Origin of the sequence: Salinicoccus sp. Bachu38, assembly GCF_038561955.2 — a bacterium.
In the GTDB taxonomy this organism is placed as follows: Bacteria; Bacillota; Bacilli; order Staphylococcales; family Salinicoccaceae; genus Salinicoccus; species Salinicoccus bachuensis.
Genome location: NZ_CP138333.2, coordinates 2,143,114 through 2,165,754, shown reverse-complemented (window position 1 = coordinate 2,165,754; position 22,641 = coordinate 2,143,114). Strand labels below are relative to the sequence as shown.

Here is a 22,641-nt window from a genome sequence, read left to right as displayed (position 1 = left end):
TGGCACCTCCTTGTATTCATAGCTATTTCTGGTGTTTCTTGAGCTCTTCCGTCAGTTCGTCATATTTCGGACTGTTGAGGAAGTTGTCGACCGAGATATGCTTGGCAGTCGGCACTTTGCTTTCCGCCCTTTCAGTCAGCGTCTTCTGTGTGATGATGATGTCTTCGTCGCCCTTCAGCTGATTGATGGCGGAATTCGTGACATCGATGTCAAGCCCTTCTTTTTTGAACTTGTTCTTCAACATACCCGCGCCCATGGCACTTGAACCCATGCCGGCATCGCAGGCGAAGACGATCTTGTCGACCGTGCTGTAGTCGAACGGCGCGTCCGCTGCTTCCTGGCCGTCTGTTGCCACGCCCTTCTGTTCCCGCTTCAGCTCTTCCGTCAGTTCGTCATATTTCGGACTGTTGAGGAAGTTGTCGACCGAGATATGCTTGGCAGTCGGCACTTTGCTTTCCGCCCTTTCAGTCAAGGTCTTCTGTGTGATGATGATGTCCTCGTCACCCTTCAGCTGGTTGATGGCGGAGTTCGTGACTTCGATGTCGAGTCCTTCTTTTTTGAACTTGTTCTTCAGCATGCCCGCACCCATGGCACTTGAACCCATGCCGGCATCGCAGGCGAAGACGATCTTGTCCACTTTGCCGTAGTCGAAGGTCGCAGCTTCTGCAGTTTCCGTTTCAGCAGCTTCAGCCTGTGTCAGGGAACCTGCAACAGAAGATTTCCTGCCTTTGGTCGCTTCCATCTTCTCCGTCGCGCCGACGATGTCGTCGTCAGGCTGGCGTGTGAATTTCAGTATGAGTGAAGCCACGATGAAGGAGACGAGTGCGGCTGCGAATACGCCGAGGAACATGATCAGATGTTCGCCCCTTGGCGTCATGGCGAAGTACGCGATGATGCTGCCTGGTGCCGGAGGGCCGGACAGGCCGAAGCCGAACAGGCTGAAAGTGAAGATGCCTGTGGCGCCACCGAGTATTGCGGCGACGACGAGCAGTGGTTTCATGAGGATGTACGGGAAGTAGATCTCATGGATACCACCGACGAACTGGATGATGGCAGCACCCGGTGCAGTGGCACGTGCAGTCCCCTTGCCGAATACCATGTAGGCGACGAGGATGCCGAGGCCGGGACCCGGGTTGGATTCGAGCGTGAACAGTATGGAGCGTCCCGCTTCCTGTACTTCTTCGGTGGCCAGTGGTGTCAGCACACCATGGTTGATGGCATTGTTCAGGAATACGACTTTGGCGGGCTCGATGAATATGCTCGCCAGTGGCAGCAGGCCAGCCTCGACGACGATGTCGACGAGCCTTCCGAGCATATTCGTCAGCCAGGAAACGACAGGGCCGAGACCATAGAAGCCGAACAGTGCAAGCAGGAAGGCGAGGATGCCGGCAGAGAAGTTGTTGACGAGCATCTCAAGTCCCTGGCGGATGCGCGGTACAAGCACACGGTCGACCTGTTTGATCAGGTAGCCGCCGAGTGGTCCCATGATCATGGCACCGAGGAGCATCGGGGAGTCGGGGAATGCTGTAATGATCCCCATTGTCGCAGTGGAGCCGACGACCCCACCCCGGACGTCGTGGACGAGCTTACCGCCGGTATAGGCGATGAGCAGTGGCAGGAGGTATGTGATCATCGGACCGACCATGCCGGCAAGTTCTTCGTTCGGCAGCCATCCGGCTTCAATGAATAGTGCTGTGATCAGTCCCCAGGCGATGAAGGCGGCGATATTCGGCATGATCATGCTGCTCAGGAACGAGCCGAATGCCTGGACTTTGCGGGAGAATCCTTTCTTTTCTTCGGACATAAGTGTCACCCCTTATAAATATTTGGTATGTACTCTAAATATAAGCCGAAAAGTGAGCGCTTACAATATAAACAAAAAGCGGGTTTGTCACGCAATGTGTGACAAACCACATGTTATGGATTAAAAGACAGGCAGCCAAGTGGTATACTGGAAGAAAAAGGAGGGCGTTTCATGTTCGACTATCAGGCAGCATATAAAAGGAATGGCGCCGGCAGCCATATGAAAACGTTCTGGTTGACGGTACTGGCGTTCATACTGATGTATGCGGCCGCCGTCCTGTTCATTCTGGTGATGGCATTGCCGGCTTCATTCATCGACAGTGGAGTAGCGGTGCTATGGGTGTTCGCAGTAGGGTTCCTGTTCCTTCTTGCCGGAATCTTCCTGTTCTATCCGTTCGGAGTAGGTGTAATGCGGTATTATGCCTGCACTTGCCTGGGGCGTGACTTCGGTTTCAGGGAAGCATTCAAAGTGTTCACAAAAGGCAGGTACAGCAAAGTGATCAAGCTGGGGCTGCTCGTACTGGCCGCCTATTTCGCAATTTCCTTTGTGCTCGGCCTCATCATGCAGTTCATCCTGATGGCGGTCAATATGCCGCTGATTACGCTGGCGGAGACATTTGAGCAGGGGAGCGGCCTGTCGGGCGGCCAGATCGGTCTGATTATTGGACTCGTCCTGCTCAATTTTCTGGTGGTGATGATTTCATACATCCCCTATCTGATGATTGCCATCTATATGTTCCTTGTCTACATGGCCTATATCGACCAGCCGCTCAGTCCCACAACAGACAAGTTCAAGGTGGCTTGGGAGGTCATGTTCCGTGGAGGGGAGCGCATATGGAAACTGCTCTTCAGCAATTTCCTGCTCTGGATGATTCCCCTCGCCATCTATCTCATATTCATCGTGGCAGCGATACCGGCAGGCCTTTTTGTAAATGAAATCGCATTTCCCATACTCATGGTGGCAGGCGCACTTCTGATGGTTGCGGCATATGCCGTGGTGATGTATTTCATGGTCGGCAGCATCACCGCATACTATTTCAAGAGCCGTGATACACTCGACCGGGAATACCGGCGGATGCACCAGCCATGAATCCCCGCCCAAGATTGAAACATCTGTTTCAATCTTATTTTTTGTCTTGAAATAATATTTGAGAGGAGTAAAATTGCTGTAATGCTTAAAATGAGGTGAAGACGTGAGTGAAAACAGCAAAGGTATAATTTTTGCCCTCGGGGCGTATCTGATATGGGGGTTCCTGCCCATCTACTGGAAGCAGGTTGAACATATCTCCTCCTATGAACTAATCGCACACAGGGTCCTGTGGGCCTTCGTATTCATGATTGTATTCATCCTTGTCACCAACAGGATGCACCTGTTCTACAAGGACCTGAAATTCATCTTCCGCGACAGGAAGAAAATCGTTGCACTGTTCGCCGCTTCGACTGTCATCACCACCAACTGGCTGTTGTACATCATCGCGGTGAATAACGGACATATTCTGGATGCAAGCCTCGGCTACTACATCAATCCATTGATCAGCATATTAATCGGTTTCGTCATCCTTGGAGAACGGTTCTCAAAGTCACAATGGATGGCAATCATCATCGTCTTCCTCGGTGTTACATACCTGGCGGTGGGTCTCGGCTCCGCGCCATGGATTTCTCTTACCCTGGCGCTGTCGTTCAGTATCTATGGTCTGATCAAGAAGGTCATCAATATGGACGCGGTATTCGCACTGGCTGTTGAAACGTTTGTCCTTGCGCCATTCGCCCTCATATACATACTGTTCCTTGAAGGCAGTGGCGGGGGGAACTTCGGCATCAATGCAGACAGTCTGGTCATGATCGGCACAGGGGTGATTACAGCCATTCCGCTGCTCCTGTTCTCGCTCGGGGCCCAGCGCATCCGCCTGTCCCTGATTGGCATCCTTCAGTACTTCGCGCCGACGATCATGCTGCTGATCGGTGTCTTCATGTATGACGAAGCATTCACGGACATCCATACAGTGGCCTATATCCTGATATGGAGTGGCCTTGCCATCTACACCTTCAGCCGCATCCAGGAGATGCGCAGGCAATCGGGAAAGAAGCCGAGGCGGCGTGTCAGCCACTAGCATATTGTTAGTGAATTGAAATGATCCATGATATGATTTATGAAAAATCAGCGTTCTAAGGAGCAAGGGAATATGAAGGTTTCAAAATATCTGTTCGCGACCCTCACTGCAACAGCCATTCTGGCCGGCTGCCAGGAGGAGGAAACGCAGGATAATATAGATGAAACATCAGAAGAGGCGACACAGGAATCGCGCGAGACGGAGCGTTCATTGTCTGATATAGAGACGGACGATGAAGCACTTTCTGCAGTCGTGGAGAAGGCCGGGGAAATTGAGAGCTATCAGGCTGTCCTTGATCTTGAGGCGGTTGTCGATGGCGGAGCGCCGGAAATGCTTGAAGCCGATGTACGGTTCAAGGACGGCGACCCGCCATCACTCCATCTGAAATCTGAAGGCGAGGACCGCACGATTTCCAAGGATGGAAAGACGTACTACAACAATGGCACGGATTGGATCGATATTTCTGATTCCGTCGGTGCCGAGCAGCTCTATCATGTGACGTACGAAAATGCAGTCCTCTCGTTTGCGGATATCAAGGACGAACTGGAATCTACAGAGGAGGACGATCAGGTCATCTATACGATTGATGGAGAGAGTGAAGAAGTGTTCAAGACATTCGAAACGCTCTTCGCCGTGGAATTCGGTGCCATCGATACTTCTGCCATACAGAATGATGTAGAGATTGTGGTGGGTAAGGAAGACGCGCTCATCCAGTCCATCGATTATGATGCCGAAGGTGAAGATGCCGAAGGGGATTATGCATTGTCAGGCGATGTCGAATTCACGTCATTCAATGATGTTGGTGAAATTGAACTGCCGGAAGCGGTGAAGTAATAAAAAATATCCTCCGGGACCATGGTCCTGGAGGATATTTGCTGTTTGCGAAGTTATATATCTTCTCATGGGCTCTATCCACCCGGAGAGGGGGCAAGCACCATGCGGATTGCTGCAGTGTTCTCTTCCGTGTTAACCGCATCCTTTTTGAATTTAGGCTGTTCCTATTGACTATCCATGGATTATGGCATAGAATATTCTTTAACCTATCAACTTAATATGAATTGATTCTTATCCAGAGAAGCAGAGGGAGATGGCCCGACGAAGCTTCGGCAGCGGGTTCCTTATGAATACTGTGCCAATTCCATCAGGTCTGTGCCTGGAAGATGAGAAGAGATATAGATTGTCAGAAGCTCTTTTCCTATCCGAAAAGGGCTTCTGTCTTTATAGGTGCAGCATACGCAGATAAGTTGTGTTTTATGAATACTGAAGGAGTGATGTAGCATGGCTAAAATATATGTACTGCACGAAAACCCTGAATGGACCGATCACCTTTTCAAGCGATTGGATGAACTGGGGCTGCCCTACGAGGACTGGCTCCTGTCAGAGGGCAAGGTGGATCTGACTGCAGAGCCGCCGGAAGGGGTCTTCTACAACAGGATCAGCGCATCTTCACACACACGGGGCAACCGTTATTCTCCGGAGCTCACGAATGCTGTCCTTGCGTGGCTTGAGTACCACGGGCGTACGGTAATCAACGGCAGCCGGGCCCTGCAATTGGAAGTGAGCAAGGTGTCCCAATACCTGGAGCTTGAAAAATATGGCGTAAAGACGCCGAATACCGTGGCTGCTGTCGGCAAGGACCAGATCCTGGAAGCGGCGAAACGGTTTGAGGGGAAATCCTTCATCACGAAGCATAACCGTGCAGGCAAAGGTCTCGGTGTCCAGCTGTTCGATTCCATCGAAGCCCTTGAAGCATATGTCGGAAGCGAGGCATTCGAGGAGCCGGTGGATGGTGTGACACTGCTCCAGGACTACATCAAATCACCGGACGCCTCCATTACGCGCTGTGAATTCGTCGGTGGTGAATTCGTCTATGCCGTCCGTGTCGACACGTCCGAAGGATTCGAACTGTGCCCGGCGGATGCGTGTTCCATAGAGGATCTGTTCTGTCCGGCAGGGGAGCAGGAGGAAGAAGGCACCCCGAAATTCAGGATCATCAAGGATTTCCACCATCCGATCCTTGAAAATTATAAGAAGGTGCTCGCAAACAACGGCATCAATGTTGCAGGCATAGAATTCATCCAGGATGAAGACGGAAACCTCTACACTTACGATATCAACACGAATACAAACTACAACAGTGATGCAGAAGCCGAAGCCGGCCAATACGGCATGCTTGAACTTGCGAAGTTCCTTGGCCGTGAGCTTGAAACGGTAGGGAAAGAGGAAGCGGGCAGCCATAGATAGATGATATAAAAATACCTCATCCATATTGTATGGATGAGGCTCTTTTCATCTATTCATCATAGGCGTTCAGTGCATTGATGCCGTGGGCATATGCCGAACCGGCTTTCAATGTTGTTGCGACGAAGATGGATTCGGCAATCTCCTCTTTCGTGACATTCATCTTTTTAGCATTTCCCGTATGGATTTCGATGCAATATGGGCAGCCGGTCACATGGGCGATGGCGACAGCGATGATTTCTTTCTCTTTTGCTGTGAGCGCGCCTTCCTGCATGGCAGCAGCATCGAACTGCTGGAATGCCTTGTTGATTTCAGGTGTGACCTTATTGAGCTGTGCGAGGTTCTTCAGGTCCCCTTTGGCATAGAGGCTGTCGTCTTCGTTTCCATCATAGGCATTCAGTGCATTGATGCTGTGGGCATATGCTGAGCCTGCCTTGAGGGCAGTGGCGACCATGATGGATTCCGCCATCTCCTCTTTGGAGCCGTCGAGCTTCTTCAGGTTCTTGACATGGATATCGATGCAGTATGGGCAGCCGGTCACATGGGCCACTGCCACAGCGATGAGCTCCTTCAGTTTGGCAGGGAGTACGCCTTCCGCCATCGCTTTCTGGTCGAACTGTCCGAATGCTTTTGCGGCTTCCGGGGCAAGCTTGTTGATTTCACCGAGGCGGTTCTTGTAGGACTGTTTGTAGAGTACGTCTGTCGTCATTTCATATCCTCCTAGTATGTATTGTTATACACTATATAGTATAGCAACAAATACATCAAGGGAAGTGGGACGGACTATTCTTTATCTTTTTTGAGCCTGACGAACCTTACATGTTCGATGAAGGAAGTATTGATTCCGCCATCTTTGTCCTTTTCGACGAGCCTGAGTTCCTGGTCGAACGTGTCACCGACGGGGATGACCATCTTTCCGCCGGGCGCCAGCTGGCTGACGAGGACAGGGGGAATTTCCTTGGCGGCGGCAGTCACCATGATCCTGTCATATGGCGCGTGTGCCTCCCAGCCGAGGTTGCCATCCCCATAGTGGAAATGGATGTTGGAGAATCCCTCTGCAGCCAGTTTTTCCTTGGAGCTGTCATGAAGTGCCCTGATTCTTTCGACCGTATACACGCTTGCAGCAAATTTTGCCAAAAGTGCCGTCTGGAAGCCGGAACCGGTGCCGACCTCCAGCACCTTGCTGTCGGATTCAAGGTCGAGGCGGAGGGTCATCTCAAGGACAAGGGAGGGCTGGGATATCGTCTGCCCATGCCCGATGGGGAAGGGCACATCCATTCCAGCTTCCTCCTTATGCCGGTCCATGAACCTGCTCCGGTCGAGTTCGTGGAAAAATGCTGTAATCTCTTTTTCGCCGTATTTCATGGCATTCACCTTCCTTTTGGATGGATGTCCTGGAAACTATTCAGCTCAGAGGTGTCAGATAGGCTTCGATCAGGTCGCGGTTTTCCTCCAGATCGGGAGGCAGGGAGAGGTTTTTTCCCAGTGATTCGACCGGTTCATCAATATCGAAGCCGGGACCGTCTGTGGAGACCTCCACCGTAATGCCGCCCACAGTCGTGATGTAGAGCGCCTTGAAATAATAGCGGTCGACGATGCCGGAATTCTTCCAGTTCTCCTCATCGATACGCTCCTCGATTTCAAGCAGCTCGGCCTCATCTTCGACACGCAGTGAAAAGTGGTGGACGCTTCCATACCCCTCCTTCTCGAGCTGGCTGTTGCGCTGTTCGATGACATAGACGCTGTCTTCACCGACCTTGAGTTCCGCTTCTGTCGCATCGTCATTGAAGTCACCCTGCACGGTACCGCCGAGGAGCTCCAGGAACTGGACCATCGGCTTCACGTACTGGACGGTCACCTCGACGGCCCCTATGGATGTGATGGCATGCGCCCGGGGGATGTCCTGATGCACATTGGGTGTGGTGTGTTCACTGCTCTGATCGATCATCAGTGCAAGGCGCTGCTTTTCATGGTCTTCGAATTTCATGAGGGTCCTGCCGAACTGCTCAATGATGCCTTCATGATAGACGCCATGTGCCTCGAAACGGTCCCTGAAGAACTCGAGTGCCTCCCTTGAGGGCACGCGGAAATAGGTTCTGGAAATGCTGTTGGTGCCCGCCTGGAATTTGGGTGCGTTCACTATTTCAAAGAATGTGATGTCGGAACCGGGTGTCCCCTCATGGTCTCCATAGAACAGATGATACATGCTCGTATCATCCTGGTTCACAGTCTTTTTGACGAGACGCAGACCGAGGATGTTCGTATAGAAGTCATGATTGTCGAGGATCTCCCTTGTGATGGAAGAGACGTGATGGATGCCGAGTACTGTCATGGATATCGCTCCTTCTGAGTCTATTGGTATTATTATATAATAGTAATAGGGTAAACTCTAATAAAGGAGGGCATCACAGTGAAGCATCTATTTATAAAAGCGAAGAACAAAAGGGAAAATACGCTGATACTCTTCCATGGCAGTGGCGGCAGGGAGACGGATCTCCTGGAAGTTGCCGCGATGGTGGACGGTTCTGCGAACATCCTGGCATTGCGCGGGGATATCGAGGACAGTGGACAGGTGCGCTTCTTCAAGCGGGATGGAAAGGGACATGATGAGGAAAGCCTCAGGAGCGAAGGGGAAAAGGTGGCCGCGACATTGCGTGAGCTCGCCGGGGAGTATGGCCTGGACCTCTCGAAGGCGGTCTATATCGGCTACTCGAACGGTGCGAATATGGCGGCCCATATGCTGCTCAATCATGCCATCCCGGTTGCCGGGGCGATGCTGATGCATGGGGCATACAAAAGCGAACAGATGGGCAGTGTGGATCTACTCGGAAAAAAAGTGCTGATGACAGCCGGAGCCCGGGATATGGTCGCTACAGCGGGAGAAGCATACCAGCTGAAGCGGCACCTGGAACTGAAAGGGGCATCGGTGGATGTGAAACTGACGGATGGCGGGCATGAAATCGTCTCGGAAGAGCTGATGGAAGGGCATGTCTGGTATCTGGGGGTGAAGTGAGGCAGGGTTCACTTCAAGTACGTCTCTTCCAGATAGTGTTTGAGGCCGTCTTCATCACATGTGAATTCGGTGATATCATCAGCCGCCGCCTTGACGGCTTCCGTCGCATTTTTCATGGCGGTCCTGCGCCCGGCCTTCTCGAACAGGGGCAGGTCGTTCATCGAGTCACCGATCACGTGGACATCCTCGAAGCTGATGCCGAAGTGTTCGAGCAATGTACCGGTTCCGGTCGCCTTGTCCCGGCCCTTCAGCATGATTTCGGCATTGTGTACACTTGTCGTATACAGCGCGTAGTCGGAATCATCCTGACGGGCTTTCAGGTAGTCATACCATTTTTTTATCTTTTCCATATCCGTACTGAAGAAGAACAGTTTGACGACATGGTCGAGCGGCAGTTCCTCGACCCACTGGGTTTCGCTGTTCATCGTATCCTGGGCAAACCGGTATTCGAAATCCTTCATCGTTTCGGGCTGGTCCCGGCTGATGTCGGCAAATGAATATTTCTGGTCCTGAAGAAGCGTCCGGCTCGAGTTTTCAAGCGTGTGTACTTCATAGTATATCTCCCGCTCCCGCGCGTCTTCGATCATCTGCTGGACGAAGCCCGGTTCGAAGGAAGCGGCATCGACGAGTTCATCTCCAACATAGATGCCCATGCCGCTCGCAGCTACATAGCCATCAAGTGGACATTGTTCGGGCGTGATGCTGATGATTTCATGGCTGGTCCTGCCCGTTGCAAAAAAGATATGCATGCCCATTTTTTTTATTTCGGCCAGTGTCTCCACCAGGTTGAGGGAAAACTGTCCGCTGTGATCCAGTATGGTGCCGTCCATGTCGAGCGCCAATGCTTTCATCTTCTTTCACTCCATTATCTTTTTATTGGTCTGATATTCGTTTTCACGTATGTTAAAATATTCATATTGTTTTATTATTATAAATGTGGTGATATTGTGACGCAAACAGCTTTCAAGAGATCCATCATGGATGGAATGACGATCGGCATGGGATACCTTCCCGTTGCGGTCGCATTCGGAATCACTGCAAAACCGCTGCTCTCATTTTTCGAAACGGTGCTGATGAGCTTCATGGTGTACGGGGGCGCCAGCCAGTTTCTGGCACTCCAGATGCTCACCTCAAGCGGGGCGTTGGCCATCGTCATTGCGGTATTCATACTCAACTCAAGGCACTTTGTAATGGCGTTCAAGGTCAACTACGACCTGAAGCACGAGTCGTTCCTGAAGCGGCTGCTCCTGTCATCCTACGTGACGGATGAATCGTTCGCGGTCACTGCGAACAATGATGAAGACCAGCATACATTCACAAACTACTTCGCCACGTTCTTCATCGCCTACGCCTTCTGGGTGGCTTTTTCCGCAGTCGGCTATCTGGCCGGAGAATGGATGAGTGAAGGGGTGATCCTGGCGAGCGGCATCGCCCTCTATGCATTGTTCATCGCGCTGCTCATACCGGCCGTCAGAGTCCATTACAAGTACGGCATCGTTGCCGCCCTTGGGATGGTGATGCACTATGTCCTCGGCACCATCCCGTTTGTGCCTTCAGGCATCGCCATCGTTGCTGCCATCCTGCTTGCCGCACTCCTTGGTGTCATTCTTGAACGACTGGAGGTATTCAATTGATACTGCTCATCGTCGCTCTTTTTGCTGTCACCATCATAACACGCATACTGCCGGCATTTATCGTGGGCAAGTTCTCCCTGCCGGAATGGATTGTTACATATTTGAATTATATACCCTATGCTGCTCTCGGGGTACTGATTTTTCCCGGAATCCTTACGGCGGTGGAGCAGCCGGTCTACGGCGTGCTTGGAGGCATATTCGCAATCATACTGGCGGTACTCCGGGTGCCGCTCTTCTTCATCGTGCTGGGAAGCATTATATTCGTATACATCATCATGCTATAGAAGGACGCCATTAAAATGAATGAATTCATCTTTATCTTTATAAATATCATACTGCCCATCGGACTGATCGTGGCAACGGGCTATGTCATCCAGCTCAAATTCAGTCTCGACCGGTCGACACTGGCAAAGCTGAGCATCCATTATGTGATGCCGGCCTTCATTTTCATGAGCCTGTACGAGTCGTCCATCGACTTTGCACTGCTCATCAATGTGATGCTTTTCCTGATCCTCTATGCAGCCGCCTCCTTCGTCATCGCAAAATTGATTGCGCGGCTTCTCGGGCTCAGCAGGGACAGGACCGTGCTGTTTACAAACTCCAACCTGTTCTATAACGCCGGCAACTATGGTGTGCCGGTGAATGATCTCGTTTTCAGGAGCGATCCCTACGCAATGAGCATCCAGGTGATGATCGTGGTCTTCCAGAACATGTTCGCCTTCTCCTACGGCATATTCTCATTGAGTGCGAAGAATGTCGGCCGGACGAAGGCTCTGCTCGGCTACTTCAAGATGCCGATATTCTACGGTCTGGTGCTGGGTCTCGCCTTCAACTACTTCAGCATATCAGTACCGTCTCCCGTCGAAACATCACTGGACTATATGAGAAGTGCGATGATCGGTCTTGTCCTCTTCATCCTGGGGGCACAGATTGCAGGCATAAAATTCAGACGCCTCAGATGGAGTGCCCTGGTCGGTGCATTGGGCCGGCTCATTATCGGTCCGGCACTGGCACTCGGTCTGCTGCTGCTCTTCAATGTGGAAGGTGTGGTGGCACAGGCCATCCTGATTACTGCAGCCATGCCGGCTGCCGTAAACAGTTCGATCATCGCCCAGGAATACAGTGATGATCCGGAGTATGCAGCTGAAATCGTCATGATGAGCACACTGCTGAGTGCATTGACGGTTTCCAGCGTCATCTACATCGCCCTGGCCATATTCTGATTATTTATCAATCGAGGGGGCGATATGGTAAAATAGGGTGGAGAATCAGGAGCGAGGAGTTTTTCTAATATGGAAAATGCAAAAACCTATTTGAAAGATTATAATATGAACGATCTGAAACGTCTGGCCCGCACAATCTCAGTCAAAAATTTCTCCAAGTATAAAAAGGATGAGCTGATCGATGCGATCATGGAGCGGCAGTATAATGCCGAGACGGCGACATATGCCTACAAATATATAGATGACCGCTCTTTCGGGACATGGCGGAGTTCCGCCGACCACCCGGAGGAGTACTACAATCTGGAAGACATCTTCGGCCTGTATATCATGGGGTATGCGTTTGAAGACCCTGAGCATGAGGACAGCTTCTTCATAGCAGAAGGGGTGCCGCAGCTTTTCGGCGAAGCTGACAACGAAGAGAATCGTGAAACGCGCCTGGAAATCCAGCGCAAGCTCAATCTCGTCCGCGCGGCACTGCACCTGTACGGCATCGTCAGCTTCGACCAGCTCATACATCTCTTCAGGAAGTACTACAGTATGGACATGACGGCAGAAGAGATCGTGGAATTCCTCGAGACATCTCCGTACGACATCTCCATCGACCAGGACAAGAGGCAGATCGTCATCGACGACATGAACTATGCCCAGTATGAAATGGTCCGGAAGCTGCAGGGGGATAGACCATACTATGAACCGGAGTTCGCAAAGTTCATCAAGTTCAGCGACCCGAACTATATTGACGAATCGAAACACCACAGACAGCTGAAGGAATGGGTGAAGAGCAATGTGGATGTGCCTGCAGGCAAGCACCACAGCATCTACATCTCTCTGCTCCAGCTCATCATGCAGGGATCGAAACGTGATGAAATCGTTCAGTATCTGATGACATTGAATGTAGAATTCAGCAATGTGGAAGCGCAACGCGGTTTCTTCGATATGATTGCCGGCATTGTGGAAAACACGCGGCACTTCAAATACCGGGGGCATAAGGAGTCGGAACTGAAGACGCAGACCGTCGTCAAGGAGGTCAAGGTCGGCAGGAACGACCCATGTCCATGCGGCAGTGGGAAGAAATATAAAAAATGCTGCGGCAGATGAATAAAGCCAGGTCCTGTGAACAGAGCAGGACTTATTTATATCGAAAATTGATTGAAAATTTCAAAAAAGGGGAACAGACATGAACCATTACAGTTATCCATATATGAACAGGCGCTTCAGTACATACGCCAAAAACGGCATGGTGGCAACGACCCATCCACTGGCCACGGAAGCAGGAATAGAGGTGATGAAGCAGGGCGGAAATGCCATGGACGCAGCCATCGCCACGGCGGCGACCCTGACGGTCGTCGAACCGACGAGCAACGGCATCGGCGGCGATGCCTTCATGATCGCCTGGATGAACGGCAAGCTGCATGGGATGAACGCCAGTGGACGTTCACCACGCAGGCTGAGCATGGAGGAGATCCGCAAGCGGGGATTCAGCGGGATGCCGAAATTCGGCTGGCTGCCGGTCAATGTGCCGGGGGTGCCGAAGGCATGGGCGACGCTCATCAAGGACTTTGGCAACCTGACGCTGAAGGAAGTGCTTGCGCCGGCCATCCGTGCCGCAGGGGAAGGTTTTGCGATTACACCCGTTACAGCGAAATATTGGCAGGCTGCCTACGACAACTACAGCAGGGAAGCCGAAAACTTCGAGGAGATCAAACCATGGCTCGACGTCTTCGGCACCGTTTCGGCAGGTGAGATAAAAACATTGCCGCATCATGCAGAAACGCTTCTGGACATTGCGGAAACTGACGGGAAAAGCGTGTATGAAGGGGTCCTAGCGGATAGGATCATCCAGTACAGCAATGAAACGGGCGGACTTCTCTCCCATGAGGACCTTGAAGATTTCGAGGTGGATTATGTGGAACCGATCAGTATCAGCTACAAGGGGCATGAAATCCACGAGATTCCACCGAATGGCCAGGGCGTCACTGCACTGATGGCACTCGGCATGCTGAAGGATGATGCGTTCGGGTCTTTGGACGCGTGTACATACCATCACCAGATCGAAGCCATCAAGCAGGCATTTGCGGACACGACGACATATGTTGCGGACCCCGCCCATATGAAAGTGGGTGTTTCCGACCTGCTCGATGAGTCGTATCTGAAAGCGCGCCGCGGTGAAATCACGGAAGAGGCGGAACTGAGGAAGCATGGCGATCTGCCAGAGGGTGGCACAGTCTATCTTGCGACGGCGGATGGCGAAGGCAACATGGTCTCCTACATCCAGAGCAACTACATGGGATTCGGCTCCGGCGTCGTCATTCCGGAAACCGGGCTCGCCCTCCACAACAGGGGGCACAACTTTTCGATGGACGAGAACCACGCCAATTTTGTCGGGGGCGGCAAGAAGCCATTCCATACGATCATCCCCGGATTCATTACGAAAGACGGCAGTCCTCTTGGTCCGTTCGGCGTGATGGGGGCCTTCATGCAGCCACAGGGGCATCTGCAGGTGGCGATGAACCTGATCGACTATCATATGAACCCGCAGAGTGCGCTCGATGCCCCGAGGTGGCAGTTCAAGTCCGGCATGGACGTCGAGGTCGAGGACCGGTTCGATCCGGATATCGCCCGGGCACTCGCACGGCGTGGGCATAAGATCAGTGTGAACCTCGAACCGAACAGCTTCGGACGGGGGCAGGTCATCATACGGGGGGAGGACGGTGCCCTGATCGGTGGCACCGAATCCCGGACGGATGGCTCAATATCCATATACTAGATACTAGGAGAAGATGATGCATTTTAAAATTTTTTGGGTATTTTTCAAAGTAGGCATGCTCGGGTATGGTGGGGGGCCGTCCTCCATACCCCTTGTACATAAGGAAGTCGTCGATACGCACAAGTGGATGACGGATGAAGCCTTCCAGGACGCACTCGCGATCGGGAACGTACTGCCGGGTCCGATAGCGACAAAGCTCGGCGGCTATATCGGATATCTCCAGAAAGGATGGCTGGGGCTTATCAATGCGGTGTTCGCAACAATCCTGCCGACCATCATACTGATGATCATCCTGCTGAAGCTGTTCACCGAATTCAAGGACCTCGAATGGGTCCAGGGGATGAGCCATGGTGTCATGCCGGTGGTCGGCGTCATGCTGTTCATACTGACCTATGAATTCCTGGCCAAGGCAAAGGCGCGGACGACGTGGCAGTTCATCATACTGTTCACGCTCGTTGCCTTCGTCCTTCTGGCAGTGCTTGAAATCCACCCGGCCATCATCATCCTCATCATCGTGGTATTCAGCCTCTTCAGGAAGGAGGGACGCATATGATCTATCTGCAGATATTTCTCGCCTTCTTCATCCCAGGCATACTGGGTTACGGCGGGGGGCCGGCTTCGATTCCGCTGGTGGAGCAGGAAGTGGTGCAGAATTATGAATGGATGGACTCCCAGGAGTTTGCGGAAGTGCTGGCACTGGGCAACGCACTGCCCGGCCCCATAGCGACCAAGATGGCCGGTTTCATCGGATTCGAAGTCGGAGGCGTCCTCGGTTCGGTGGTGGCGGTCACTGCAACGGTGATGCCGTCCCTGATGCTCATGGTATTACTTGCAGGGCTTCTGTACAGGCTGAAGGGAACGAAGAAGTTCGAGACGCTGACGACGCTGATCCGTCCGGTCATTGCGATTCTGCTCGGCCTCATCGCATATGACTTCTTCAGCAATTCCTTCACGGATTCAGGCAGCCTGCACACCATCATACTGATCGTGGCTAGCTTCTTCATGCTGACGAAGTTCAATGTCCATCCTGCACTGGTCATCATTTTCGGGCTGGTCTATGGTGCATTGCTCCTTTAGGAGAATGAATATTGACATAGAAAAAAGGAATTGGGATCCGGGGATCCTAATTCCTTTTTCTTCTGAGCCGGTTCATGATGCCTTTGATGAATATGTCGGCACCCTCAATCTTCAATAGATACACTGCAGTGAAATACAGCAGCACCATTACGGCCAGCGCGATGATCAGGCTGATGTTCGGTCCGAGCGAAGCTTCAGATGCACTGTACAGCGTGAGGGCGATGAGTGTTGAAACGCCTGCTGCCATGACTATCTTCAGGGTCGAAGGCACCAGCTTCGTCAGGTTCAGGCGGCCGAGCTTCCTGCGGAGCCCCTGCGTGAGCAGGATGACTGTGATCAGGGCGGAGATGCTTGTAGCCAGGGCAAGCCCCCCGATGCCGAGCAGGGGAGCGAGCGCAAAGTTCAGGCCGACATTGATGCCCATGCCGATTGCACTATTGATCATCGGGGCCTTCGTGTCCTGCAGGGCATAGAATACGCGGGTCAGAATCAGGTTGACGCCGGTTCCGATCAGGCCGATGGAATAGAAGAAGAAGGCGGAAGTCGTGAGTGCGACTGCCGTCTCATCGAATGCGCCCCGGCCGAACAGGAAGCGGACGATCGGTTCGGCGAATGCCAGGGCACCCGCCGTCACGGGGATGATCAGCAGCAATACGCCGATGATCGTCTGATTCATCGTATATTTCAGGCCATCCATATCGCCTTTTGCGGCTTTCCTGGAGATGTCCGGATAGAAGACCGTCACGAACGAGGAGACGAATATCCCGAGGAAAGCGGTATTCATCGTATTGGCATAGTTGAGGGAGGAGATGCCCCCGACTGATATCCAGGAAGCCAGTGAACGGTCCACCAGCCGGTTGATCTGGGAAACGCTGGAACCCAGTATGACCGGGAAGGCGAGGGCGGCCATCTCCTTGATGTGCCTGTCTTTCGGCTGGAACACAGCCTGGAATCTGAAGGCATACCTGTATGCGACGATGACGATGATGAGGAACTGTATGAACAGGGCGATGACGTTCGCCATGGCGAGTACATAGATCCACTCCGTCCTGCTGCTGATGACGATGGCGGCGATCAGCACCAGATTCATCGGAATGCCGATCAGCGAAGGTACGGCAAATATCTTTTTATAGTTCAGGTAAGCGCTCAGAATGCGGATGATGATTGTAAAATAGACACCAAAAATGCTGAAGCGGGTGAACATCACTGCGAGTGCGAGCGTCTCCCCTTCGAATCCGATTGCGAATATCTTCACCAGGTATTCGGTGAAGACCAGGGCAAGCGCAACGAGGACTGTTGTGAGGACCATCAGTACATTGATCAGGTTGTTCGTGTACTCTATGCCGGCCCGTTCTCCAAGTTTGTTTTCGATGCGTGAGTAGAGCGGGATATATCCCGTAGAGATGCCTGCGGCAATCACTCCGAAGACGATGGTCGGGATGCTGATGGCGAGCAGGAAGACGTCACTGATCTCCGAAGCGCCATAGAAGTATGCCAGCGTCAGATCCCTCAGGAATCCCGAGACTTTGGAGACGATGGTGAGCACCATCAGTAGAATGACTGCTTTTTTCATATCATCACACTATTTCATTCTTCATGTACGAATATCTGATCTCTGAACCTGAGCATACGTGTGTTCCATATGGGTTCTACAGGTATTTCATTTCCGAGATGGAGATATTCGATGAACAGCGAAGGGAAATTGACGTTGGCACCGAGGCTCATGACCTGACTGCCGCAGAAACGCGGATTGATATCGGTGAGCTTATAGCCGGTGTCGCTTTCCATGAACTGTATATTGATGAAGCCATCCTCCACGAGGCTTTCGGTAATCTCTTTGGAGGCACGGATTAGATCCTCGTGATTGACGACCTTGCCGTCGAGGACGATGTTGTTGGAGACGCCTGTGCGTTCCCGCGGGACAGCGACGACGACTTTCCCCTTATGGAGATAGACGTCGACACTGTACTCCTGGCCATTGATGAGCTCCATCGCCAGCTTGCGTTCGGACGGGTCGATGATCTTGCAGTAGTCTTCAAAGTCGACGGTGTGCTTTTTCCCGTTTTTCAGAGCCGCCAGGTAATTTTTCTTGTCGGTCAGGATGGCGAAGCCCAAAGAGGCATAGCTGTCGACCGTCTTGACTACAAAATGCGAGTCCTCCTTGAACAGGAAGGAGTTTATTTCCTTGAGTTCCTCTTCCGTGTTGAAACCACTGTACTTCGGTATGTATTTGCCATGCCCCATCGATTCGAGCTTCTGGTATACATGTTCCTTGTGCATCAGTACGTCAAAGTCATTGCTTGTCGGCAGGGCGATGAGCGGTTTGAGCGCATCGCGGTGTTCATGGAATATGTTGACCTCTTCATGCAGGGAGGGGAAGATGATCTCGATTGACTCTTTTTCAATAATCTCCTTCAACTTGTCAAGATAGGCGTCCACATTGGTATAGCGCGGCACCTGGTATGTGCGGTCGCAGAACTGGTGGCCGGCTGTCACCGTGCGCCGGTCGACACCAATTACCGTAACGTCCTGCCTCTTCTTCAAACCCTGGATAAGCCCCTGGGCTATGGGACCGCCTATGCCGGTCACCAATACATTTATTGTACTCATTTAAAAATCTCCTTAAGTGCACGTTCTTGTAATTTTCAGATATGATTAGATTGACTTATCATATATTTTAACAGATATGAAGGGTCTTATGAATGCAAATGTAGTATTTGTAATCTGTTTGATATGTAGAGTGGAAAAGTAATATGATGGTGGCAGCAACGAATGACAGATGACGAAAGGATTGAGCTATGGTGACAATTTCCGTGAATGATACGTATACTCTGAACAACGGGGTGAAAATGCCCTTCATCGGGCTCGGTGTATACAAGGCAGAGAATGGCAGCCAGGTGAAGGATGCCGTGCTGGCTGCAATCGAAGCAGGCTATCGGCATATCGACACTGCCTCCTTCTATGGCAATGAAAAGGGCGTGGGCGAAGCGATCAGAGCTTCTGATGTGCCGAGGGACTCCCTGTTCATAACGACGAAAGTATGGAATGACGATCTGGGCTATGAGGAAACCCTGCGGGCATTTGAGGTCAGCATGGATAATCTCGGTCTCGACTACCTGGATCTCTATCTCATCCACTGGCCGATAGAGGGCAGATATACAGAAGCATGGAAGGCGCTGGAGAAGCTTTATGACGAAGGCAGGGTGAAGGCGATCGGGGTGAGCAATTTTCACCGGCAGCACCTTGAGGGCATATTTGCAATGTGCCGTGTCAAGCCGATGCTCAACCAGCTGGAATACCACCCGCATCTGGCCCAGAAGGAAATGCACGCCTTCTGCAAGGCGCATGATATCCAGCTGGAAGCATGGGCACCGCTGAAACGCGGGGGGCTGTTCGAAGAACCGGTCATCCAACAGCTTGTGGAGAAGCATGGCAAAACGCCGGCACAGATCATCCTCAGATGGGATCTTCAGAACGGTGTATCGACAATTCCGAAATCCGTGACCCCTTCACGCATCCAGGAGAATATCGATATTTTCGATTTCGAACTCAGCGGGGCGGACATGGAGAAGATCGACAGTCTCGATTCCAATCAGCGGATGGGCAAGAACCCTGACAATTTCAGCTTTGACGAATAAAACACTGCCCGGTTTCTCCGGGCAGTGTTTTCATGCTGGAAATATTTCCTGCATCTTCTCTTTCAAATAAAAAGGGGTATCGGCCATTACCTTTTTCACATCCTCATCCCTCTCCACGAGCGCATATGTGCCGACAAAGTAGTCGGAGAGGTCCTCAGTAATCTGTCCGGATATCAGATGGCATGGTTTGTCGTGCTTTTTTGAAAGGTCCGCTACAACGGATGGCGCTTTGCCGCCAAGGGTCTGCCGGTCGCTTTTCCCTTCTCCAGTGATGACGGCATCCGCCTGCCTGATCTCCGCTTCAAGGCGGATCATTTCAGCGACCAACTCACCGCCGGCCTGCATTTCTGCACTGATATTGAGGAGCATCCACCCGAGTCCGCCGGCGGCCCCGGCACCTGGAGTGTCTGCATGGTTCGCCGGAAACACATCGGCCGCTTTTTCTGAAAGGTGGACAAGCATGCCTTCAAAGCGGTCAAGATCCGATTCATCTATGCCTTTCTGGGGGCCGAAAGTACGGACAGCCCCTTCGGAGCCGAGAAGCGGATGGGTGACATCGGAGGCGATGGTCAGACGGATTCCGTCAAATCTGCGCAGTGATTGGGCATTCAGCTCCGAAACCTTTGAAATATCCCTGTTGAAGACGCCTAAAGGGAGGTGCGCTTCATCGATGGCAGCGCCCCCCAGGGCCATGAACATTCCATATCCACCATCGTTTGTCGCCGAACCGCCGAGCCCCAATATGATATGATCCGCTCCCTGGTCCACGGCATGCATGAGCAGCTCTCCCACGCCGAATGTCGTCCTGTCGAGCGGATGGGATCCTTTGATGAGGTGGAGGCCGCATGCTTCCGCCGTTTCTATGACGGCAGTGCCGTCCTTCATGTAATATGCCGCTTCGACAGTGTTACCTTCAGGCCCCGTCACATTGACGATGATCCTGTCGTATCCTTCACTCCGGAAACAATGGAGCAGCCCGTCTCCGCCGTCACTCATGGGTTTCATGATACAGGAATGCCCCTGTTCTTCCAGCCCTTCTACCATTACCCTCGCCGCTTCGTACTGATCAAGTGTGCCTTTGTATGAGTCTGGTGCCACCACTATCTTCATAATTCACCCTATTCGAAAGAAATTTTATAGTGATCCAACACGGGTTTTGGTACGAAAAACCGCGCCGTCTTGAGCGGATCCACGACCTGGTTGACCTGTGTTTCACCGACAAGGCTCATCAGCATGGTGATCTCCGATAGGCTCAGGTCGGTGTGGGGATGGAGCAGTGCAATCATCTGCCTGACGGATTCCTCTACTGCCATGTCCAGGCTCTCATGTGAAACCATCATGTAGATGCCATCTGCATCGATGACGACCGGATGCCGGGTGGCCATATTATGCGCCTTGTCCAATGTCACCGTGATATTTGCGCCGATTTCGAGTCCACTGACACTGATTTCACCATCTCCCATTTTGGCGTGGACATCACCGAGTCCGAAAAGTGCACCATCATGGAAAACGGGAAAGTAAAGGTCGGCGCCTGTAGTGATCTTTTTGCTGTCCATATTGCCGCCATGCCGGTCGGGTGTGCCATTGTTGACCGGCGCACCCTCCGGGGCGACACCGATGACGCCGATCATCGGATTCAGCGGCAGCTCGAGGCCGTTGAATGAAACACGGCCGTCTGCAGCATCGACATCAAACAGCTTCGCCTCCATTCCTTCCATCCTATCTCCCATGACCCCGAGCCCAGGTCCGGTCAGCATGACGCCCCGTTCCTCGAGGGAAATGTCCTCGATCGTCACTTTGAGTACGTCGCCTCTTCTGATGCCTTCAATATATATGGGGCCCGTGGCAGGATTGATCCGGTCCCAGTCGACCGAATCGAGTACAGCATCCTCGGAGGTGATCTGTCCCTGGAAACAGTCATGTGTTCCTATCTCAACCGTGTCCCCAAGCCCCACCTCCAGCGCAGCTCCATTATCCTTCGACATTGCATAATAGAAATGTGATCTATCCAGTGAGTGTTTCATTTTTCGCCTCCATGATTCTAGTAAGCCCGTCCATACTGCTCGGGAATGAAGGAATCATCCTCCGGCTTTCTTTCACGTGCTGCATTCAGCACCCAATAGGGATCGCGGAGCAGTCCACGGCCGATTGCGACAAGGTCCGCTTCGCCGGAAGCGATGACGTGTTCCGCCAGGTTCACATCTTCCAGCAGGCCGACTGCCATGACCGGAAGACCGGTCGCATCCTGTACAGCTTTTGCGTATGGGACCAGATAGCCCGGATATGCCCCCGGGAACCGGTCCTCCGACGGTTTGCCTTCGCCACCGGCAGAGACATCGATCATATCCACACCTGCTGTCCCATACTGTTCTGACAGCCAGAGGCCATGGTCCAGATCATATCCGCCTTCTGCAAATTCCACAGCAGATATCCTCAGCATGAGCGGCATCTCTTCAGGCATGACGGATTTCACTGCTTCGATGACCCTGCGCCCGAAGAGACTCAGGTCCTCTCCATACTCATCCGTCCGACTGTTTGTCAGGGGAGACTGGAACTGATGGATCAGGTAGCCGTGCGCTGCATGCAGTTCAATCGTATCGAAGCCGGCTTCAACCGCCCTTGCAGCACCCCATCTGAATGCATCGATGATTTCATCGACTTCCTCGGTGGACAGCTCATGGGGCGTCTTGAAGTCATCATTGAAAGCGATGGGGGAGCTTGAAACTGGCGTCTCCGTGTCCCTTGCCTTCCTTCCGGCATGGGCCAGCTGGATGCCGACCTTGGCCCCATGACGGTGGCAGGCATCGACGATGCGCTTGTAGTGGGGGACATGTCCATCGGACCATATGCCGAGACAATGGTCCGTGATACGGCCCCTCGCTTCGACGTTCGTCATCTCCATCATGATCAGCCCGGTGCCTCCGACTGCACGGGAAGTGTAATGGGTGAAATGCCATTCATCCGGAATGCCGTCCACGGCACTGTACTGGCACATCGGTGCCATGACAACTTTGTTGCGCAATTCCAATCCTTTTAATGCATACGGTTCAAATAATGATATCATCAGAATCCTCCCTTTCTCGTTAAGTCCATTGTTATTCAAATAAAGTGAAAATTCAAAGATAAAGATCCGG

Annotated in this window: 23 protein-coding genes and 1 riboswitch; of the genes, 13 read left to right on the top strand and 10 right to left on the bottom strand. The window is 52.3% G+C overall.

What is annotated here, in order from left to right; all coding sequences use genetic code 11:
* Positions 1-22: 22 nt before the first annotated feature.
* Positions 23-1,804, bottom strand: coding sequence for a PTS mannitol-specific transporter subunit IIBC (locus RQP18_RS11065; RefSeq protein WP_342387739.1), 1,782 nt, complete (start codon positions 1,802-1,804; stop codon positions 23-25).
* Between the two features lie 171 nt (positions 1,805-1,975).
* Between RQP18_RS11065 and RQP18_RS11060 the strand changes: the two genes are divergently transcribed.
* The 4 genes from RQP18_RS11060 to RQP18_RS11045 all read left to right on the top strand — a co-directional run bounded on the left by RQP18_RS11060 (position 1,976) and on the right by RQP18_RS11045 (position 6,158).
* The gene (locus RQP18_RS11060) at positions 1,976-2,893 is read left to right on the top strand and encodes a hypothetical protein (RefSeq protein WP_342387738.1); all 918 of its coding nucleotides are present in this window, start codon (positions 1,976-1,978) and stop codon (positions 2,891-2,893) included.
* A gap of 103 nt (positions 2,894-2,996) precedes the next feature.
* The gene (gene rarD, locus RQP18_RS11055) at positions 2,997-3,914 is read left to right on the top strand and encodes an EamA family transporter RarD (protein ID WP_342387737.1); all 918 of its coding nucleotides are present in this window, start codon (positions 2,997-2,999) and stop codon (positions 3,912-3,914) included.
* Positions 3,915-3,986: 72 nt separating this feature from the next.
* A complete protein-coding gene (locus RQP18_RS11050) occupies positions 3,987-4,748 on the top strand; it encodes a hypothetical protein (RefSeq protein WP_342387736.1) in 762 nt (253 codons plus the stop codon).
* A gap of 228 nt (positions 4,749-4,976) precedes the next feature.
* Positions 4,977-5,081: riboswitch (SAM riboswitch) on the top strand.
* A gap of 111 nt (positions 5,082-5,192) precedes the next feature.
* Positions 5,193-6,158 (top strand): ATP-grasp domain-containing protein, encoded by a 966-nt coding sequence (locus RQP18_RS11045; RefSeq protein WP_342387735.1) that lies wholly within the window; start codon positions 5,193-5,195, stop codon positions 6,156-6,158.
* 49 nt (positions 6,159-6,207) lie between these two features.
* Here RQP18_RS11045 and RQP18_RS11040 read toward each other — a convergent pair whose 3' ends face one another.
* From RQP18_RS11040 to RQP18_RS11030, 3 genes are all read right to left on the bottom strand, one after another.
* Positions 6,208-6,864 (bottom strand): carboxymuconolactone decarboxylase family protein, encoded by a 657-nt coding sequence (locus tag RQP18_RS11040; RefSeq protein ID WP_342387734.1) that lies wholly within the window; start codon positions 6,862-6,864, stop codon positions 6,208-6,210.
* A gap of 74 nt (positions 6,865-6,938) precedes the next feature.
* Positions 6,939-7,520, bottom strand: coding sequence for a protein-L-isoaspartate(D-aspartate) O-methyltransferase (locus tag RQP18_RS11035; RefSeq protein WP_342387733.1), 582 nt, complete (start codon positions 7,518-7,520; stop codon positions 6,939-6,941).
* A 40-nt stretch (positions 7,521-7,560) separates the two neighbouring features.
* Positions 7,561-8,487, bottom strand: coding sequence for a VOC family protein (locus RQP18_RS11030; RefSeq protein WP_342387732.1), 927 nt, complete (start codon positions 8,485-8,487; stop codon positions 7,561-7,563).
* A gap of 78 nt (positions 8,488-8,565) precedes the next feature.
* Here RQP18_RS11030 and RQP18_RS11025 point away from each other — a divergent pair, with 78 nt between their 5' ends.
* A complete protein-coding gene (locus RQP18_RS11025; RefSeq protein WP_342387731.1) occupies positions 8,566-9,168 on the top strand; it encodes an alpha/beta hydrolase in 603 nt (200 codons plus the stop codon).
* Between the two features lie 8 nt (positions 9,169-9,176).
* On the opposite strand, the gene RQP18_RS11020 is transcribed toward RQP18_RS11025, so the two are convergent.
* Positions 9,177-10,019 (bottom strand): HAD family hydrolase, encoded by an 843-nt coding sequence (locus tag RQP18_RS11020; protein ID WP_342387730.1) that lies wholly within the window; start codon positions 10,017-10,019, stop codon positions 9,177-9,179.
* A gap of 96 nt (positions 10,020-10,115) precedes the next feature.
* Between RQP18_RS11020 and RQP18_RS11015 the strand changes: the two genes are divergently transcribed.
* From RQP18_RS11015 to RQP18_RS10985, 7 genes are all read left to right on the top strand, one after another.
* Positions 10,116-10,802 carry an AzlC family ABC transporter permease gene (locus tag RQP18_RS11015; protein ID WP_342387729.1) on the top strand — a complete coding sequence of 229 codons (687 nt, stop codon included), beginning with the start codon at positions 10,116-10,118 and terminating at the stop codon, positions 10,800-10,802.
* Positions 10,799-11,086 carry an AzlD domain-containing protein gene (locus RQP18_RS11010; RefSeq protein ID WP_342387728.1) on the top strand — a complete coding sequence of 96 codons (288 nt, stop codon included), beginning with the start codon at positions 10,799-10,801 and terminating at the stop codon, positions 11,084-11,086. The genes RQP18_RS11015 and RQP18_RS11010 overlap by 4 nt, the downstream gene beginning before the upstream one ends.
* A 15-nt stretch (positions 11,087-11,101) precedes the next feature.
* The gene (locus RQP18_RS11005) at positions 11,102-12,025 is read left to right on the top strand and encodes an AEC family transporter (protein WP_342387727.1); all 924 of its coding nucleotides are present in this window, start codon (positions 11,102-11,104) and stop codon (positions 12,023-12,025) included.
* 69 nt (positions 12,026-12,094) lie between these two features.
* Positions 12,095-13,123: a Rho termination factor N-terminal domain-containing protein gene (locus RQP18_RS11000; RefSeq protein WP_342387726.1), complete on the top strand. Its 1,029-nt coding sequence runs from the start codon at positions 12,095-12,097 to the stop codon at positions 13,121-13,123.
* A 79-nt stretch (positions 13,124-13,202) separates the two neighbouring features.
* Positions 13,203-14,792 (top strand): gamma-glutamyltransferase family protein, encoded by a 1,590-nt coding sequence (locus RQP18_RS10995; protein WP_342387725.1) that lies wholly within the window; start codon positions 13,203-13,205, stop codon positions 14,790-14,792.
* 16 nt (positions 14,793-14,808) lie between these two features.
* The gene (locus RQP18_RS10990; protein WP_342387724.1) at positions 14,809-15,345 is read left to right on the top strand and encodes a chromate transporter; all 537 of its coding nucleotides are present in this window, start codon (positions 14,809-14,811) and stop codon (positions 15,343-15,345) included.
* Positions 15,342-15,869 carry a chromate transporter gene (locus RQP18_RS10985; RefSeq protein ID WP_342387723.1) on the top strand — a complete coding sequence of 176 codons (528 nt, stop codon included), beginning with the start codon at positions 15,342-15,344 and terminating at the stop codon, positions 15,867-15,869. Before RQP18_RS10990 ends, RQP18_RS10985 begins: the two co-directional genes overlap by 4 nt.
* A gap of 46 nt (positions 15,870-15,915) precedes the next feature.
* Here the strand turns inward: RQP18_RS10985 and murJ are convergent, their stop codons facing one another.
* Positions 15,916-17,442, bottom strand: coding sequence for a murein biosynthesis integral membrane protein MurJ (murJ, locus tag RQP18_RS10980; RefSeq protein ID WP_342387722.1), 1,527 nt, complete (start codon positions 17,440-17,442; stop codon positions 15,916-15,918).
* Between the two features lie 14 nt (positions 17,443-17,456).
* Positions 17,457-18,479 carry an ATP-grasp domain-containing protein gene (locus RQP18_RS10975; RefSeq protein ID WP_342387721.1) on the bottom strand — a complete coding sequence of 341 codons (1,023 nt, stop codon included), beginning with the start codon at positions 18,477-18,479 and terminating at the stop codon, positions 17,457-17,459.
* A gap of 188 nt (positions 18,480-18,667) precedes the next feature.
* On the opposite strand from RQP18_RS10975, the gene RQP18_RS10970 reads away from it, so the two are divergent.
* Positions 18,668-19,507, top strand: a complete 840-nt coding sequence (locus RQP18_RS10970) for an aldo/keto reductase (protein WP_342387720.1) — start codon at positions 18,668-18,670, stop codon at positions 19,505-19,507.
* 30 nt (positions 19,508-19,537) lie between these two features.
* Here RQP18_RS10970 and RQP18_RS10965 read toward each other — a convergent pair whose 3' ends face one another.
* The 3 genes from RQP18_RS10965 to RQP18_RS10955 are packed head-to-tail and all read right to left on the bottom strand — an operon-like array spanning position 19,538 to position 22,571.
* Positions 19,538-20,617, bottom strand: a complete 1,080-nt coding sequence (locus tag RQP18_RS10965) for a glycerate kinase (RefSeq protein ID WP_342387719.1) — start codon at positions 20,615-20,617, stop codon at positions 19,538-19,540.
* An 8-nt stretch (positions 20,618-20,625) separates the two neighbouring features.
* Positions 20,626-21,531, bottom strand: coding sequence for an acetamidase/formamidase family protein (locus RQP18_RS10960; protein ID WP_342387718.1), 906 nt, complete (start codon positions 21,529-21,531; stop codon positions 20,626-20,628).
* 17 nt (positions 21,532-21,548) lie between these two features.
* Positions 21,549-22,571: an NADH:flavin oxidoreductase/NADH oxidase gene (locus RQP18_RS10955; RefSeq protein WP_342387717.1), complete on the bottom strand. Its 1,023-nt coding sequence runs from the start codon at positions 22,569-22,571 to the stop codon at positions 21,549-21,551.
* Positions 22,572-22,641: the final 70 nt, after the last annotated feature.